This window comes from Pseudomonadota bacterium (assembly GCA_037200975.1).
Taxonomy (GTDB): domain Bacteria; phylum Pseudomonadota; class Gammaproteobacteria; order Steroidobacterales; family Steroidobacteraceae; genus CADEED01.
In genome coordinates this window covers 2,731,231-2,745,423 of record JBBCGI010000001.1, presented here as the reverse complement: position 1 = coordinate 2,745,423, position 14,193 = coordinate 2,731,231, and the positions used below count along the sequence as shown (strand labels likewise).

Here is a 14,193-nt window from a genome sequence, read left to right as displayed (position 1 = left end):
AGATCAATAACTTATGGTTTCGGTCTCTCGTCCGAGGGATGGAACTGATGGGGTCCTTAGCACTCTAATCACCCGACTGCTAACATCCCGGCCCACGAGATGAGCAGATCGCCCAGGAGGTTTCGCTACATGACCACCATTGCGCCCGCTGCCACTGCCCTGACCCGCAAGAACGACTTCGTACTCGCCGGCCCCATCGGCAGTTTCGATGCGTACATGGACAAGGTGAGCCGCATCCCCGTGCTGACGCGCGAGGCCGAGGCGGTGCTTGCCCATCGCTTCCGCGACGAAGGCGACCTCGGGGCGGCCCGTGAACTCGTCATGTCGCACCTGCGCTTCGTGGTGCACATCGCGCGGGGCTACTCCGGATATGGCCTGCCGCTGGGCGACGTCGTCCAGGAAGGCAACGTCGGCCTCATGAAAGCCGTCAAGCGCTTCGACCCGAACGTCGGCGTGCGCCTGGTGTCGTTCGCGGTCCACTGGATCCGCGCCGAGATCCACGAATACGTGCTGCGCAACTGGCGCCTGGTGAAGGTCGCCACGACCAAGGCCCAGCGCAAGCTGTTCTTCAATCTGCGCAAGATGAAGAAGAACCTCGCGTGGCTGTCGCACGAGGAGACGCTGGCCGTGGCCCGCGATCTCAAGGTGACCCCGGCCGAAGTGACCGAGATGGAAAAGCGCCTCGCGGCGCGCGACCTCTCGTTCGACCCGGTTCCGGACGCCGGCAGTGAAGACGGGGACGAGACCTACTCGCCCGCCGCCTATCTACCCGCGCCCGATTCCGACCCGGCCATCCAGATCGAAAACGCGCAGTGGGAAGACACCACCGGCGATCGCCTGCAGGCCGCCATGAAGACCCTGGACCCGCGCGCGCGCGACATCCTGGTGAATCGCTGGACCGGCGAGGCGAGCGCCACGCTGCACGATCTCGCCGAGAAGTACGGTGTGTCGGCCGAACGTATCCGCCAGATCGAAGCGAATGCGATCAAGAAATTGCGAGGCCTCATGGTCTGACCGCGGGCCGCCAGCGGGCGGCTCCGGTTCCGACCGGCAGCTCTGACAGCTATTCAAACCCCGGCGCCTCGCCGGGGTTTTTTCTTTTGATCGCTTCAACTTTTTTTGGTTGTGCCCACGGTTCCGCCGTGAATAAATCCGCCGTCATGACCAGCACTGCACTCAATCCCCAGGGCGAACAGATGGCCGACGAATCGATGATTCGCAACCTCGCGGCGCAGATCGAGGCGATCTGGCCGCAGGAGAAGCGCCTCATCGACCTGTACCGCCTGCCGCGTAATCCGCGCGTGCTGGACGTCGGCGCGGGCAGCGGCGAATTCAGCGCGCGCTTCGCGCAGACGCATCCGGACGCGACGGTGCTCGGAATCGAACTACTGCCCGCCTCCGTGGAATACGCGCGCGGCAAACACGCGGCGTTGGCGCCGCGGGTGCGGTTCGAGACCGGTGACGCCTTCCACCTCGCACAGCCCGATGACAGCTTCGATCTCGTGGTCAATCGCCACATGGTCCAGTCGGTGCCGCACGTCGATCGGATATTCGCAGAGCTGGTGCGCGTCACGAAACCCGGCGGCCGTGTGCACGTGCTCGCCGAGGATTACTCGATGCTGCACATGATGTCGGGCCCGCTCGACCCGGATGTGCTGTGGCGCAAGGGACCGATCGAATTCTCCGAGCGGACCCACACCGATTCGCGCATCGGCCGGCGCGCTTGGACGCTGTTGCGCGCCGCCGGCCTGCAGGACGTCCGCGTCGACTACGTCGTGATCGACACATTGCGGGTGCCACGGCGCGTGTTCGCGGACATCATCACGGCCTGGCGCGATGGCTACACGGAAGCTTTGTCGACGCCGGAATGGCCCGCTGCTGTGGTTCGGCAGCACTTCGACGAGATCATCGCTTCGATCATGAATCCGGATCACTATGCGGTCTGGCACCTGCCCATTGTTTCAGGATTGAAATAGTCAGGCGCTGCGCGCCACAACGGAAAACGGCGGCCAAAGGCCGCCGTCCGTGAGTGTGTCGAGAGTTCTCTTTAGCCTTCGGTGATGGGCTGCAGCTTGAGCTCCACGCGGCGGTTCTGCTGTTTGCCTTCAGCCGTCGTGTTGCTCGCAACCGGACGCGCTTCGCCGGCGCCGAACGTCACGATGCGCTGGCCGTTCACCCCGTGCGACTGCAGGTACGTACCAACCGAAGTCGCACGCTCGAGCGACAACTGCTGGTTGTAGCTGTCGCTGCCATCGCTGTCGGTATGGCCTTCGACGTCGATGAGCGTCTTGTCGAACTCCTTGAGCACGAGGCCGACGGAATCGAGCACGCGGAAGAAGCTCGAGTTGAGATCGGCGCTCGCCGTCTTGAAGGTGATGTTGCCGGGCATGTTGAGTGTGAGGTCGTTGCCGTTGCGCGTGACCGAGACGCCCGTACCTTCGAGCTGCGCGCGCAGCTTGGCTTCCTGCCGGTCCATGTACGCACCAACGCCGGCGCCAGTGAGCGCACCGACGCCCGCGCCGATCAGCGCGCGCTTGCGACGCTCCTTCGAATTGTCGCCGGTCGCCGCGCCGAGTACTGCGCCGGCCAGGGCGCCGATGCCCGCGCCCTTGGTCGTCTTGTTCACCTTTTTCTCGCCGGTGTAGGCGTCGGTGGTCTGACAGGCCGTCACCGTGAATGCGGCGGTCATGACTAACAACATGCTGCGGACGAGGATCGAGGTCTTCATGTGCTTTATCTCCTTAAGGCAAGCGTCGGGCAAACATAGCGGCGTGCATCTGAACGCCGAATGAACCCGCTTTCCGTGTTCCAGTTCTCAGTCGACGGCTTCGGACGAAGCCGGCGGCGTGGTCGCGCGTTGGTAGCCGCGCGGGCGAATCGCGACCGTATTGCGTATCACCGTGCAGCGCACACCATCCGTGGTGTTGTAGCCGTATTCAAATGTCGGTGTTGAACGACCATCGCGTTCGAGTTCCAGTCTAACTGCCTGCTCCTGTTCGGGAGTCAGTGAAAACCGCATCTCGAGGTCGGAATTGCCGCCGTGATCGAAGGAAATCGTCATGGCGCGCGTCCAGACGGAAAAACCGGGGAATACGCGTGCACACGCCAGCGCGGCGATGGGGTCGGCGAGCGCGGCCTGGTACCCACCGAACATCACGCCGCCGGGATTGCGCGACATCGCATTCAGCGGCAGCAGGATCCGCACGCTGCGCCATCCGGCCGAGATTTCCAGCACCTTGATACGCATCGGCCGGAACGGCGGATACAGCTCCAGCAGCCGTGCATCGGACAAGATTCCGCTGCGCGACATGAATCGCATGAATCGCTGCATCAGCGGCATGACCATTCCCTGTGTTGCATGGCACTTTGCGCGGGCGTAGCGTTCCTGCCCATGCGCACGGTCGAACAGTGGTTCGGTGAATATGGCGAAAGCCACAGCCACCCCGGCAATGAGCTGCTGCACATCATATGCGTGCCGCCGATCGTGATGACGGTCATCGGATTCCTCTGGTCGATCCCGGTGCCCGCCAGTGTCGCCGCGGTTTCGCCGTGGCTCAACTTCGCCACCGTCACGGTCGCCGCCGCGATCGTCTACTACTTCCGGCTGTCGTTTTCGCTGGCACTCGGCGCGGCCGCGGGCCTCGTCGGCCTGCTGTTTGTTGTTAGCTGGCTGGATACCCTCGCGTGGCCGCTGTGGCTCACCTGCAGCGCCATCTTCGTGGTCGCCTGGATCGGCCAGTTCATCGGCCATTCCATCGAAGGCAAGCGGCCTTCGTTCATGAAAGACATCCAGTTCCTGCTGATTGGCCCCGTGTGGCTGCTCGGGCACCTGTATCGCAGACTCGGCATCCCGATCTAGGAAGTGGTGCCGGGGTGCAATTCTCGTAATTAGGTCGCGGTTGCGCGCCCGCGCAACGACAGCGTAATTACGAGAATTGCACCCCGGCACCACTTATCATTGCGGGCATGCTCAACCCACTCGATCTCTACGACGTCCGCGGTCTGCTCACCGAGGACGAACGCGCGGTGCAGGATTCCGTCGGCCGTTTCGTCGACGAAAAAGTGCTGCCCATCATCCAGGACTGCTTCGAGAAGCATCATTTCCCGAAGGAGCTCATCGCCGAGATCGCCGATCTCGGGTTGTTAGGCTCGTCCATCCAGGGCTACGACTGCGCCGGCCTGAATGCCGTGAGTTACGGCCTCATCTGCCAGGAGCTCGAGCGCGGCGATTCGGGCATCCGCAGCTTCGTGTCCGTGCAGAGCTCGCTGTGCATGTACCCCATCTACGCCTTCGGCAGCGAGGAGCAGAAACAAAGATTCCTGCCCGACATGGCCAAGGGCAAAAAGATCGGCTGTTTCGGCCTGACCGAGCCGCACGGCGGATCGGATCCTTCCAACATGAAGACGCATGCCAAGAAGAAAGGCGGCGACTGGGTCATCAACGGCGCGAAGATGTGGATCACCAACGGCGCCATCGCCGATCTCTGCATCTGCTGGGCGATGACGGATGACGGCATCCGCGGCTTCATCGTCGAAAAAGGCACCAAGGGGTTTTCGGCGCCGGAGATCGAGCGCAAGTTCAGCCTGCGCGCCTCGGTCACCTCGGCCCTGTTCTTCGACAACGTCGTCGTGCCCGAAGCGAACCTGCTGCCCAACGTGAAAGGACTGAAAGGCCCGCTGTCCTGCCTCACGCAGGCACGCTATGGCATCACCTGGGGTGTGATCGGCGCGGCGCAGGCCTGCCTCGCGCAGCTGATCGAATACACCAAGACCCGCGTGATGTTCGGCAAACCACTGGCCGCGACGCAGGCCATCCAGCTGCGGCTCGCCGAGATGGCGCGCAAGATCACCACCGCCCAGCTGCTGAGCCACCAGTTAGGCCGGCTCAAGGATGCCGGCAAGATGCAGCCGCCGCAGGTGTCGCTCGCGAAGTGGAACAACTGCCGCATCGCGCTCGACATCGCGCGCGATTGCCGCGACATGCTGGGCGGCTCCGGCATCAGCGCCGAGTACGTGCCGATCCGCCATGCGCTCAATCTCGAAAGCGTGATCACGTACGAAGGCACGGAAACCATCCACCAGCTCACCATCGGGCGCGAGCTCACGGGCATCAACGCCTTCTAGCCATTCGGGACGAAGAACGGCACGCGGGTGTCCTGGAACACCGGCAACGATTCGCAGCGCGCCGCCAGGGTGGCCAGCGACTGGAACATGACCTGGTCCGCGCCGACCCGCAGCGCATCGTTGAGGAAGGTGAACGAACACACCACGGTGATATCGGCTTGCGTCATGCGTTTGCCGACCAGCCACTGCGAGACGCCACGCTCGCCCAGGTAGCGATCGATCTCGCCCAGCGACGAGCTCATCTGCAGCCGGCAACGATCCACCCAGGGCGCGTGCCGCTTGGCCTCGGGGCGAAACACCCGCTCGTACACCTGCAACACGCCTTTTTCCGCCGCACCGGTGGCCATCGCCATGAGATTCAGCGCCTGGCGCCGCTCCACACCAGCGGCCGGCAACAATGCGCGATCGGGACCCGCGAGCTCATCTAGATAGTCGAGGATCGCGGCCGACTCCATGAGCTTCTCGCCTTTGTCGGTCACCAGTGTCGGCACGCGCCCGAGCGGGTTGTACTGGCGGATGCGGTCGAAATCCCGGCCCACCGACCAGTTCGCATGTTCGAACGGCATCTCCAGGAGCTTCAGGGTGATCGCCACGCGGCGCACGAAGGGCGAATCGAACATACCGATCAGGAGCATCAAACGCTTCCTCTATAAAAAAAGTAATAGATGAGGCCCGCCGCGATGAGCGCATCGACGAGCAGGAACCACATGAAGATCTTGCGGCGCAACGCGCGTTGCTGCGTTTCGAGCTGAACGCGCAGCATCGGGTCCTGCGCGATGTGCCAGTCGACCCAGTCCTTGGCCTGCTTGAGGTCCAGCCCGTGCGAGGCGCGCAGCACCTTGATCGCTTCGATCACCTTGCCCTCGGTGAGCAGCGTCGCAGGCTCCGCCGGCAACGGTTTGAACTTCGGGTCGGCTCTCATGGTGTTTTCCGCGCGCAAAAACCCGGCGCCATGCGGCCGCGCGTTATGCCTTGTACGAGGTGAATCATGTCCGCCGGGTCTCCCACCGTCGAGCCGCAGATGAACGCCACGCCGCTCATCGACGTGATGCTGGTGCTGTTGATCATCCTGATATTGACGGTGCCGGTCGCAACCCATGCCGTCAAACTCAATTTGCCACAGCGTGCGCCGGGCGCGCCACATCCGTCGGTGCGCCTCGACATCGCCTTCGATGGAGCGATCTACTGGAACGGTGAGTTCGTCGCATCGATCGAGGCGTTGCGACCCAGGTTCGAGAGCGTGTTGCAGCGGGAAGACCCGCCCGCGATCAGCGTAGTCGCCGAGAAACGCACGCGGTACGAACGCGTGGCGCAGGTGCTGGCCGCGGCGCAACGCGCGCACGTGACGAAGCTGAGCGTCGCTCCGGTTGCCGACCCATAGGCAGCACCCACGAATTCAGAAGCCGCGCGCAGCGCACAGCGACGCCTCGGCAATCCAGCAAACAACCAGCACGCCCACCGCGATCCACGAATAGATCTTCTGCACGGCGTTCATAACGGCAACCAGCGCGTGCTGTTCGCCTCGCGGCGATGCAGATAGGCAAAACGCGCTCGCGAGAGCCGCGTGGCGAAGTCGTTGCTGGGTGTCCCGACCCTTTCGAGAAAGCGGCGCCAGCGTTCGCCCTGTGCCGTCGCGAACTGCGGGCTGTGCTCTCGTCCAATGTCCGGCGTGTGTGTCATGGCGGCTTCCTGGCGTTGATCCGAGTCACATTCCGCGCCCGGCCGCCGGCCATGCCGTGATGACTTGATGACGAACCACCGCTGGAAAGTGACCAAATGTGGCCGTGCCACCGGCGCGGGCGCCGCTGCCTTACACTTGCCGCCTGCATGAAAAAGCCGGCTGCATGAAAAAAACCATCGCCATCGTCGAAGACGAACGCGCCATCCGCGACAACTACGCCGCCGCCTTCTCGCGCGAGGGTTACGCCGTGCGCGGCTACCCCAACCGGCGTGAAGCCATGGCGGCTTTCGTGGCGCGGCTGCCGGACCTCGCCGTCATCGACATCTCGCTCGAAGACGAACCCGAAGGCGGCTTCGAGCTGTGCCGCGAACTGCGCGGGCTGTCGCCGGAGCTGCCCATCATTTTCCTGACCGCGCGCGACAGCGAGCTCGATGCGGTTTCTGGGCTTCGTCTGGGCGCCGATGACTTCCTCACCAAGGACCTGTCGCTCGCGCATCTGATCGCGCGCGTGAATGCGCTGTTCCGCCGCGTGGACGCATTGCGCCGGCCCGCCGAAGAAAAGCAGGTGATCCGCCGCGGCGCGCTGTCGCTCGACAGCGAACGCATGTCGGTGGAATGGAATAGTCAGGTCGTGCTGCTGTCGCTGACCGAGTTCTGGATCGTCTACGCACTCACCAAACATCCCGGCCACGTGAAGAACCGCCAGCAGCTGATGGACGCCGCGAACGTCGTGCTCGACGACAACACCATCACTTCGCACATCAAGCGCATCCGCCGCAAATTCCAGGTGGTCGATGAAAAATTCGACGCCGTGCACACGGTGTATGGCATGGGATATCGCTGGGTAGAGTGAACGTGGCGGGTTTCCTCGAACTACTGAAGGCCGGTCCGATCTCGGGCCTCAGGCTGCGCACCAAACTACTGTTGCTGGCGCTGACCACGCTGGCGCTGCCGTGGGCCGGCTGCCAGTACGCGCGCGAGATGGAAACGGTGCTGCGCGAAAGCGAGCAGCAGTCGCTGCTGGCCGTGACCACGACCATCGCAGGGTCGCTGAAAGGCCGGCAGGAACTGCTGTTCCGCGCCGACTCGCTGCCGGCGCTCGACGGCAACAACGCCCGCGACATCACACCCGTGGTGTTGTCGGGCGCGCCGCTCATCGATGGCCGCAGCGACGAGTGGGACACCAACGAACGCAACCTCGTGCGCGTCGCGGGACCGGGCGGCGACGGCCTGAGATTGCTGGCCGCCACACACGAGCGCTGGCTGTACCTGGCGCTGCTGGTCCGCGATCAGAAGGTCGTGTTCGACGCCTACGAAATGTCGCCGCTCGATTCGAACACGATCGGCGACCGGATCTGGCTGGCCTTCGACGACAAACGCGGCGGCCAGCAGCGGTTGTTCTTCGGCGGAGCCGGCACCGGTCCCGTGCCGGCGCGCCGCATCGAGACGCGCGAATACGGCCGCGAGGAAGCGGTCGAGGAACCGCGTATCGAAGCGGTCTGGCAGCGAGCGAAGGAGGGCTACGTGCTGGAGATCGGCATTCCGCTGTCGCTGGTCGGCCAGCACATCGGCGTGCTCATCGACGATCGCGACCGGCGCGGCGCCGCGCGCCAGAGCTACGGCACGCTCGACGTCGCCGATCTGCGCGCCACCGGCCGCCTGATCGCCGCCTCACCCGATCTCAACGACCACCTGCGGCAGTTCTCGCAGCCGGGCGTGGAATTGACGGTCGCTTCGTCGAGCGGCGCCACGCTCACGCGGCTCGATGCACCGGCGCTGCCCGGTGATTACACGAAGATGCGTGGCTTTCTGCCGCGCATGTACCGGCTGTTCCTCGATGGCGGCGCGATCCCGCGCAGCGTTTCCCAGCCGGAGCGCGAGCGCTCGGCGCAGAGCCTCACCGCGAAGGCCGCGCGCGGCCAGCCGGAGACCGCGCTGTTCGCCGGGCGTTATGAAAACAGCGTGATCGTCGCCGCGGCGGCGCCGATCTTCTCGGCCGACGGCAAGCAGGTGCTGGGCGTCATCCAGCTCGCCCAGACCGCGGATCGCTGGCTCACCTTGCGCGACCGCGCGCTGACGCGGCTGCTGAACCTGACGCTGATCGTCACGCTGTTCGCCGTGGGCGCGGCGTTCTGGTTCGCGGGTCGCATGACCCTGCGCATCACGCGGCTCGGCACCGCCAGCGAAAATGCGCTCGGGCGCGAGGGCAGTCTGTCGCGCGTGCTGCCCGAGGCTGATGCGAAGGATGAGCTCGGCGAGTTGTCGCGCAGTTTCTCGTCGCTGCTCGGCCGTCTGGATGAGTACACCGGCTACCTGCGAACGCTGGCCGGGAAGCTGGCCCACGAAATCCGCACGCCGCTCACGATCATCCGCTCTTCGCTCGAGAATCTGGAGTCGGAGGCGCAGGGCTCGAACGGAATGGGCGACAACGCCCGCCTCTACATTGCGCGGGCGCGCGAGGGCAGCGAGCGGCTGGGCGCCATCCTCACGGCCATGGGCGCGGCGACCAAGGTCGAGGAGGCCATCGCCCATAGCGAACGCCAGCGCTTCGACCTGGCGGCGCTGGTGCGCGCCGCGGTCGGCGCCTATGGAAGCGCATTCCCGCAGCGGCGGTTCTCTTGCGAGGTGCCACCCGAACCCGTGGAGATCACGGGCGCACCCGAGCTCATCGTGCAGCTGCTGGACAAGCTGATCGACAATGCCGTCGATTTCAGCGCCGATGGCGCCACGATCTGCGTGGTTCTGCGGGCGGATTCGTCGGTTGCCGAGCTCACCGTGACTAACCCCGGCCCGCCGCTGCCGCCCGAAGGAGCGGCAAAGCTGTTCGAGTCGCTGTGGCAATCACGGGTGGAAACCGACAAGCGTCCGCACTTCGGGCTCGGGCTCTACATCGTCCGGTTGATCGCGGAATTCCATGGCGGTACCGCCCAGGCCGCCAACCTGCCCGACGAGTCCGGGGCGAGCTTCTCGGTCCGCTTCCCGCGCTGATTCGCAAAGGCCGACCGCGTCATCTCCCGCGTCCCGTCTTTGCGCCGATATGTTTCCTGACCCGCTGTCGCGCCATTGAGACATTGTGGCGAAATGGATTCGGCGTATGATCCTGCCTCGCGTAGCCCCGAAACCGCCGCTAAGTGTCTGCATTTAAAGGCCCACAGCGCCGGTTGTAAGAGTTACGAGTTGTTAGTCTCCCGCGCTGCGTCAGCGAGTGATGCGCCCAGGACACAAACAACGACACGCAGAATTTGCGACGAGATTGACTATAGAAACTCGGGATTTGCTCACGGGCACGGGTGCAACCGGTAGCTGAAATCTGGCTACTGGTGGGAACGACAAATGCGTGGCACGACACGCGGGCTTAATTGTTTAGCCGGAGGCCGAAAGGCCGCCAACGTTCCAGCCGGATGAATAGCAGCACGTGAAGTCGACGCGGTCGGCTGACAGCGATTACCTAAGTCGACGTAGACGCAACTAACAAGCCCCGCGCAAGCGGGGCTTTTTTTTTAGGGTGCCGGGTGGGGAAAGTGGGGAGAGGTGCTTCGCCCACCTGTTTTGATTGAAACCGTGGACCTCTCCCCACTTTCCCCACCCGGCACCCTCCTAAAATCCGGCGCATGCGTTTCGTCGCCACGGCAATGTTGTTAGTCCTGTGCACGCCGCTCGCCGCGTGCAAGAAGGAAGTCACGCGCCAGGAGGTCGCCGAGTTCATCGATCAGGCGGACAACGCCGCGCGCAAACGCTTTGCGCCGGAGATCTGCGAGCTGCGCGGCAAGGATTTCAAGATGAAGCTCAGGTTCCAGGGCTACGAGCCGCACATGCAGCCCACCGAAATGGAAATTGGCCGCAAGCTCTACTGCGCGAACGCCGGCAGCTTCTCGCGCCTGCGCCAATACCGGCTCGAGCGCAAATCGATGGACATCGACATCGCGACCGACCGGCGCACCGCGCGCGTGACCGCCGAGTACGTCGAGACCATGCCGTACTACGAACCCGACATGAGACCCGCGACGCCGGACGACTTTCGCAACTTCCAGGTGGTCGAGTCGCGCGATGAATCCGTCGTCGGCGTCGAAGATGGCGACCTCGTATTCCTGAACACCGAATCCGACGCGCACCAGACGCTGATCGGCAAAGGCTCGGTCGATATTCCGTATGACTGAGCGGCGCACGCGACGCGAGGCACCTCGATGAAAGCGCTGGCAGGCCCCGCGATGTTGCTGGTGGTATTCGGTGGCCTTGCGATCTACCGCATGGCATCGAAGGAGGACGCGCCCTCGCGCGACTTCCTCGAGCTGGAATTCGCCGGCGCCGATGCGGACCACACCGGCAGTTGTTATTCGCTCAGCACCGTACTCATCGCCAACGGAGTGTTCGGTGGCGCGACGCGCACCTGGAAGGCCGCAGGCGAGGATGCCTGGACGTTGGGCGTGGAAGCCGTCACGCAGGCTAACAACGGCCCGGTACACGAATTCCAGAATTTCACCTTCGGGAAATCCGGCGGCCACGCGCGTCTGAAATCGGTCGAGGCTTCGAAGGGCCGCCCCACGGACGTCAACAAGAACATCGACCTGCTGCTCGACGCGCCGGAGGCGCGACGCTCCACGCCAGTCGATCGCTGCAAAGAGGCCGGCGCGTCCGGATACCGCTTCAAGCCGCGCAAATGATTCGCCCGCGCTGAACATTTGCAGGCCGATGTGGCATCGTTCGGCGCCATGCGTACATCATTCACGGCCACTGCCTTGCTTCTTGCGGCCGTCGTCGCGGCCTCACCAAGAGACACTGATCCATGAATTTTTCGCAGACACCGGCCTCGATGCTCATCCTCGGAGCCATCGCCGTCGTGAGTTTCCTCGCGCTGCGCGTGTCGCCGCAAATCCTGCAACGCAACCTGCTGCGTCCGTACTGGATGCTGCGCGAGCGCACCTACGACACCGTCATCACCAGCGGATTCATCCACGGCGATTTCGGCCATCTGCTGTTCAACGGGCTGACGCTGTATTTTTTTGGTCCCGGGCTCGAGGCGCGGATCGGCACCGCTCGCTTCGTCGCGCTGTATTTCATCGGGCTCGTCGTCAGCAGCCTCGGCACCGTCTACAAACAACGCAACAACCCCGACTACGCTGCGCTCGGTGCGTCGGGCGCGATCCTCGCGGTGTTGTTCGCCTATATCGTCTATTACCCGACGCGGATGCTGTACCTGTACTTCGCGATACCGATCCCGGCGGTGTTGTTCGCGTTTGGATATCTCGCGTACAGCTGGTGGGCGTCGAAACACAAGCGCGACAACATCAATCACGACGCGCATCTGGATGGCGCGTTCACCGGATTGATCTTCGTGGGCCTGACGGATTTCCCGGCCTGGCGCCGCGCCTTCGAACAGGTCGCGGGGTGAGGAAAAAGGGGACAGATCTATTTATTGAAAAGAGGGCCGGCAGGACCCCTTTTCAATAAATAGATCTGTCCCCTTTTCAGAACCAGCTGTAGTTGAACGAAATCGAAATCCGTTCGGCTTCGCTCGGGTTCGGCGCCACCTCGTGGCGCAGCCAGCTCTCGAACAACACGAGTTTGCCCTGCTCCGCCGGCACGGTGACCCACACCTTGTTTTCCCGCCGCGCCGTCGACTTGCGCGGCGGCGCGGCCATGAAACGTTCTAGCCGCGGATCCTCGAACTTGAGTCCCGAACAGCCGCGTGGCGTACGCACGTAATACGTCCCGCTCAGCGACGCGAGCGGATGCAGGTGCAACCCGTGCACCACCTGCTTCGTCATCACGTTGACCCAGCAATCGGTCATCGCGAGCTTGCGTCCCGCGAGGTCGAAATCCAGCGTGCGCGCGAAGCCGCGCACGTGCGCATCGATGCGCTTTTCGAGCGCGGCGAACGTCGGGGACATCCGGTGCATGCGGGCCGCGGAGTTGTAGGACGTATACCCGCCTGGATAGTTAGTCGCGGACCAGGCCCGCCCCGCGGCGTCATCCTGCGCCAGCACGCGGCATTCGCGCAGCAACCGAGTATTCAAGGTGTTAGCCGCCGCTCCCGAGAGCTTCGCGGTGTACACACGGGTGGGGAACAATGTCTGCAGGGGCATGCGGGCAGCATAGGCAATCTGTGGCGGCACGCAAAGCGCCGGGCCTATACTTTGCGTCCCTTCCGTCACGGCGCCATCCAAGGATCGACAGTCATGAAGAAGCCTCTCGCCACGCTCGGCGGTTTCGCGCTCGCGCTGTCACTCGCCGCGGCCGCGCACGCCGATCACAAGCTCGCGAAAACCTGGGAATCCGCCGCCACCCTCAAGGTCCCGGAATCCGTGCGGCTCGATGCAAAACGCAAGGTGCTGTACGTCTCGAACATCGACGGTGAGCCGTGGAACGCGGACGGCAAGGGCTCGATCGCAAAGCTCGGCCTCGACGGCAAGGTCATCGCCGCCGAATGGGTGACCGGCCTCGATTGCCCCAAGGGCCTGGCGCTCTCGGATGACGGCAAGTGGCTGTACGCCGCGGACATCGGCGGCATCGTGGTCATCGACATCGAAGCGGGCAAGATCAAGAACAGGATCGCGATCCCCGAGGGCATACAGCTCAACGACCTCGTCAACGACCACGGCACGCTGTACGTCTCGGACTCCAAGGGCAAGAAGGTCTACGTCGTCAAGAATGGTGCCGCCGCCGTCTATCTAGATGAAAAAGCGCTCAAGGGCCCGAACGGCCTGCTGGTGCACGACGGCGCGTTGTACGTGCTCGACAACGACAGCCTCAACCGCGTCGAGAAGGACAAATCCCTCACGGTGCTCGCGAGCGGCATGCCGGGCGGCGTCGACGGCCTCGAGAACGTCAAAGGCGGCGACTTCCTGGTCTCCGCGTGGAGCGGCGCCGTGTGGTACGTGAAGGCCGACGGATCCAAGGAACTGCTCTTCGACGGCAAGGCCGAGAAGACCAGCACCGCCGACATCGGCTGGGATCCGGCGACGCAGACCGTCTACGTACCGACGTTTTTCAAGAACACGGTCATCGCGTTCAAGGTCGAGTAGCTAGTTCCGGTGCGCGGGGTGGGCACCCTCGGACGCCTCACCCGGCACGCATCGTGAGCCACAGTCCGAATGCGCCGGCCAGCAAGATCGCAGCGCAGATCCACAACAGCATCCGGCGGATGGCGGCTTTTTCGGCGCCTGCCGGCGCCACGGCTTCGTCGATCACGTCGTGTTCGCCATCACGGATATGGCGCGGGACCGCCCGCCGATCGGTAGTGGGTTCCCTGGAAGGATCGTGCGGCAGATTCATGCCGCCGACTCTATGCGCGCCGGCTCCCGGCGGCCAGTGTGAATTGCTCCACAGTTAGGCCTTCGCGCCGCCGCTGCCGTGCCGCAACAAACCTCAGTATTCCCCCCGCGTGCCGA

The 14,193-nt window shown here is 64.0% G+C and carries 18 protein-coding genes; 11 read left to right on the top strand and 7 right to left on the bottom strand.

Translation table 11 applies throughout. The features are described from left to right. Positions 1–129: 129 nt before the first annotated feature. Positions 130–1,014, top strand: a complete 885-nt coding sequence (gene rpoH / locus WDO72_12400; protein ID MEJ0086480.1) for an RNA polymerase sigma factor RpoH — start codon at positions 130–132, stop codon at positions 1,012–1,014. A gap of 146 nt (positions 1,015–1,160) precedes the next feature. Next, positions 1,161–1,976, top strand: a complete 816-nt coding sequence (locus tag WDO72_12395; protein ID MEJ0086479.1) for a methyltransferase domain-containing protein — start codon at positions 1,161–1,163, stop codon at positions 1,974–1,976. A 71-nt stretch (positions 1,977–2,047) separates the two neighbouring features. On the opposite strand, the gene WDO72_12390 is transcribed toward WDO72_12395, so the two are convergent. After that, complete coding sequence (locus WDO72_12390) at positions 2,048–2,728, bottom strand: OmpA family protein (protein ID MEJ0086478.1); 681 nt, start codon at positions 2,726–2,728, stop codon at positions 2,048–2,050. Between the two features lie 87 nt (positions 2,729–2,815). Then, positions 2,816–3,340 carry a DUF4442 domain-containing protein gene (locus WDO72_12385; protein MEJ0086477.1) on the bottom strand — a complete coding sequence of 175 codons (525 nt, stop codon included), beginning with the start codon at positions 3,338–3,340 and terminating at the stop codon, positions 2,816–2,818. A 51-nt stretch (positions 3,341–3,391) separates the two neighbouring features. Between WDO72_12385 and WDO72_12380 the strand changes: the two genes are divergently transcribed. After that, a complete protein-coding gene (locus WDO72_12380) occupies positions 3,392–3,859 on the top strand; it encodes an Mpo1-like protein (protein ID MEJ0086476.1) in 468 nt (155 codons plus the stop codon). Positions 3,860–3,966: 107 nt separating this feature from the next. Then, the gene (locus WDO72_12375) at positions 3,967–5,124 is read left to right on the top strand and encodes an acyl-CoA dehydrogenase family protein (GenBank protein MEJ0086475.1); all 1,158 of its coding nucleotides are present in this window, start codon (positions 3,967–3,969) and stop codon (positions 5,122–5,124) included. Here the strand turns inward: WDO72_12375 and WDO72_12370 are convergent. Next, positions 5,121–5,759: a glutathione S-transferase family protein gene (locus WDO72_12370; protein MEJ0086474.1), complete on the bottom strand. Its 639-nt coding sequence runs from the start codon at positions 5,757–5,759 to the stop codon at positions 5,121–5,123. The two genes, WDO72_12375 and WDO72_12370, sit on opposite strands and share 4 nt — an antisense overlap. Then, on the bottom strand, positions 5,759–6,046 hold the full coding sequence (locus tag WDO72_12365) for a hypothetical protein (GenBank protein ID MEJ0086473.1): 288 nt from the start codon (positions 6,044–6,046) through the stop codon (positions 5,759–5,761). The genes WDO72_12370 and WDO72_12365 overlap by 1 nt, the downstream gene beginning before the upstream one ends. 66 nt (positions 6,047–6,112) lie before the next feature. Here WDO72_12365 and WDO72_12360 point away from each other — a divergent pair, with 66 nt between their 5' ends. Then, complete coding sequence (locus WDO72_12360) at positions 6,113–6,505, top strand: biopolymer transporter ExbD (protein ID MEJ0086472.1); 393 nt, start codon at positions 6,113–6,115, stop codon at positions 6,503–6,505. Between the two features lie 110 nt (positions 6,506–6,615). Here WDO72_12360 and WDO72_12355 read toward each other — a convergent pair whose 3' ends face one another. Beyond that, complete coding sequence (locus WDO72_12355; protein ID MEJ0086471.1) at positions 6,616–6,804, bottom strand: hypothetical protein; 189 nt, start codon at positions 6,802–6,804, stop codon at positions 6,616–6,618. A 164-nt stretch (positions 6,805–6,968) separates the two neighbouring features. Here WDO72_12355 and pdsR point away from each other — a divergent pair, with 164 nt between their 5' ends. From pdsR to WDO72_12330, 5 genes are all read left to right on the top strand, one after another. Then, positions 6,969–7,658, top strand: coding sequence for a proteobacterial dedicated sortase system response regulator (gene pdsR, locus WDO72_12350; GenBank protein MEJ0086470.1), 690 nt, complete (start codon positions 6,969–6,971; stop codon positions 7,656–7,658). Positions 7,659–7,660: 2 nt separating this feature from the next. After that, positions 7,661–9,793: an ATP-binding protein gene (locus tag WDO72_12345; GenBank protein ID MEJ0086469.1), complete on the top strand. Its 2,133-nt coding sequence runs from the start codon at positions 7,661–7,663 to the stop codon at positions 9,791–9,793. 623 nt (positions 9,794–10,416) lie between these two features. Next, entirely contained in the window at positions 10,417–10,962 is a 546-nt protein-coding gene (locus WDO72_12340) for a hypothetical protein (protein ID MEJ0086468.1), read from the top strand. 27 nt (positions 10,963–10,989) lie between these two features. After that, positions 10,990–11,466 carry a hypothetical protein gene (locus tag WDO72_12335; GenBank protein MEJ0086467.1) on the top strand — a complete coding sequence of 159 codons (477 nt, stop codon included), beginning with the start codon at positions 10,990–10,992 and terminating at the stop codon, positions 11,464–11,466. 122 nt (positions 11,467–11,588) lie between these two features. Continuing rightward, positions 11,589–12,194 carry a rhomboid family intramembrane serine protease gene (locus WDO72_12330; GenBank protein MEJ0086466.1) on the top strand — a complete coding sequence of 202 codons (606 nt, stop codon included), beginning with the start codon at positions 11,589–11,591 and terminating at the stop codon, positions 12,192–12,194. Between the two features lie 76 nt (positions 12,195–12,270). Here WDO72_12330 and WDO72_12325 read toward each other — a convergent pair whose 3' ends face one another. Beyond that, positions 12,271–12,888 carry a TIGR02466 family protein gene (locus WDO72_12325; protein MEJ0086465.1) on the bottom strand — a complete coding sequence of 206 codons (618 nt, stop codon included), beginning with the start codon at positions 12,886–12,888 and terminating at the stop codon, positions 12,271–12,273. A gap of 93 nt (positions 12,889–12,981) precedes the next feature. Here WDO72_12325 and WDO72_12320 point away from each other — a divergent pair, with 93 nt between their 5' ends. Beyond that, positions 12,982–13,827: an ATP/GTP-binding protein gene (locus WDO72_12320; GenBank protein MEJ0086464.1), complete on the top strand. Its 846-nt coding sequence runs from the start codon at positions 12,982–12,984 to the stop codon at positions 13,825–13,827. Between the two features lie 37 nt (positions 13,828–13,864). Here WDO72_12320 and WDO72_12315 read toward each other — a convergent pair whose 3' ends face one another. Further along, positions 13,865–14,077, bottom strand: a complete 213-nt coding sequence (locus WDO72_12315; protein MEJ0086463.1) for a hypothetical protein — start codon at positions 14,075–14,077, stop codon at positions 13,865–13,867. Positions 14,078–14,193 lie beyond the last annotated feature (116 nt).

Excerpts from the sequence above, each read along its gene's own strand:
- WDO72_12390 (MEJ0086478.1), bottom strand. The coding sequence starts at position 2,728 with ATGAAGACCTCGATCCTCGTCCGCAGCATGTTGTTAGTCATGACCGCC.
- pdsR (MEJ0086470.1), top strand. The coding sequence starts at position 6,969 with ATGAAAAAAACCATCGCCATCGTCGAAGACGAACGCGCCATCCGCGAC.
- rpoH (MEJ0086480.1), top strand. The coding sequence starts at position 130 with ATGACCACCATTGCGCCCGCTGCCACTGCCCTGACCCGCAAGAACGAC.
- WDO72_12365 (MEJ0086473.1), bottom strand. The coding sequence starts at position 6,046 with ATGAGAGCCGACCCGAAGTTCAAACCGTTGCCGGCGGAGCCTGCGACG.
- WDO72_12340 (MEJ0086468.1), top strand. The coding sequence starts at position 10,417 with ATGCGTTTCGTCGCCACGGCAATGTTGTTAGTCCTGTGCACGCCGCTC.
- WDO72_12380 (MEJ0086476.1), top strand. The coding sequence starts at position 3,392 with ATGCGCACGGTCGAACAGTGGTTCGGTGAATATGGCGAAAGCCACAGC.
- WDO72_12325 (MEJ0086465.1), bottom strand. The coding sequence starts at position 12,888 with ATGCCCCTGCAGACATTGTTCCCCACCCGTGTGTACACCGCGAAGCTC.
- WDO72_12335 (MEJ0086467.1), top strand. The coding sequence starts at position 10,990 with ATGAAAGCGCTGGCAGGCCCCGCGATGTTGCTGGTGGTATTCGGTGGC.
- WDO72_12315 (MEJ0086463.1), bottom strand. The coding sequence starts at position 14,077 with ATGAATCTGCCGCACGATCCTTCCAGGGAACCCACTACCGATCGGCGG.
- WDO72_12320 (MEJ0086464.1), top strand. The coding sequence starts at position 12,982 with ATGAAGAAGCCTCTCGCCACGCTCGGCGGTTTCGCGCTCGCGCTGTCA.
- WDO72_12395 (MEJ0086479.1), top strand. The coding sequence starts at position 1,161 with ATGACCAGCACTGCACTCAATCCCCAGGGCGAACAGATGGCCGACGAA.
- WDO72_12330 (MEJ0086466.1), top strand. The coding sequence starts at position 11,589 with ATGAATTTTTCGCAGACACCGGCCTCGATGCTCATCCTCGGAGCCATC.
- WDO72_12355 (MEJ0086471.1), bottom strand. The coding sequence starts at position 6,804 with ATGACACACACGCCGGACATTGGACGAGAGCACAGCCCGCAGTTCGCG.
- WDO72_12385 (MEJ0086477.1), bottom strand. The coding sequence starts at position 3,340 with ATGCCGCTGATGCAGCGATTCATGCGATTCATGTCGCGCAGCGGAATC.
- WDO72_12360 (MEJ0086472.1), top strand. The coding sequence starts at position 6,113 with ATGTCCGCCGGGTCTCCCACCGTCGAGCCGCAGATGAACGCCACGCCG.
- WDO72_12375 (MEJ0086475.1), top strand. The coding sequence starts at position 3,967 with ATGCTCAACCCACTCGATCTCTACGACGTCCGCGGTCTGCTCACCGAG.
- WDO72_12370 (MEJ0086474.1), bottom strand. The coding sequence starts at position 5,759 with ATGCTCCTGATCGGTATGTTCGATTCGCCCTTCGTGCGCCGCGTGGCG.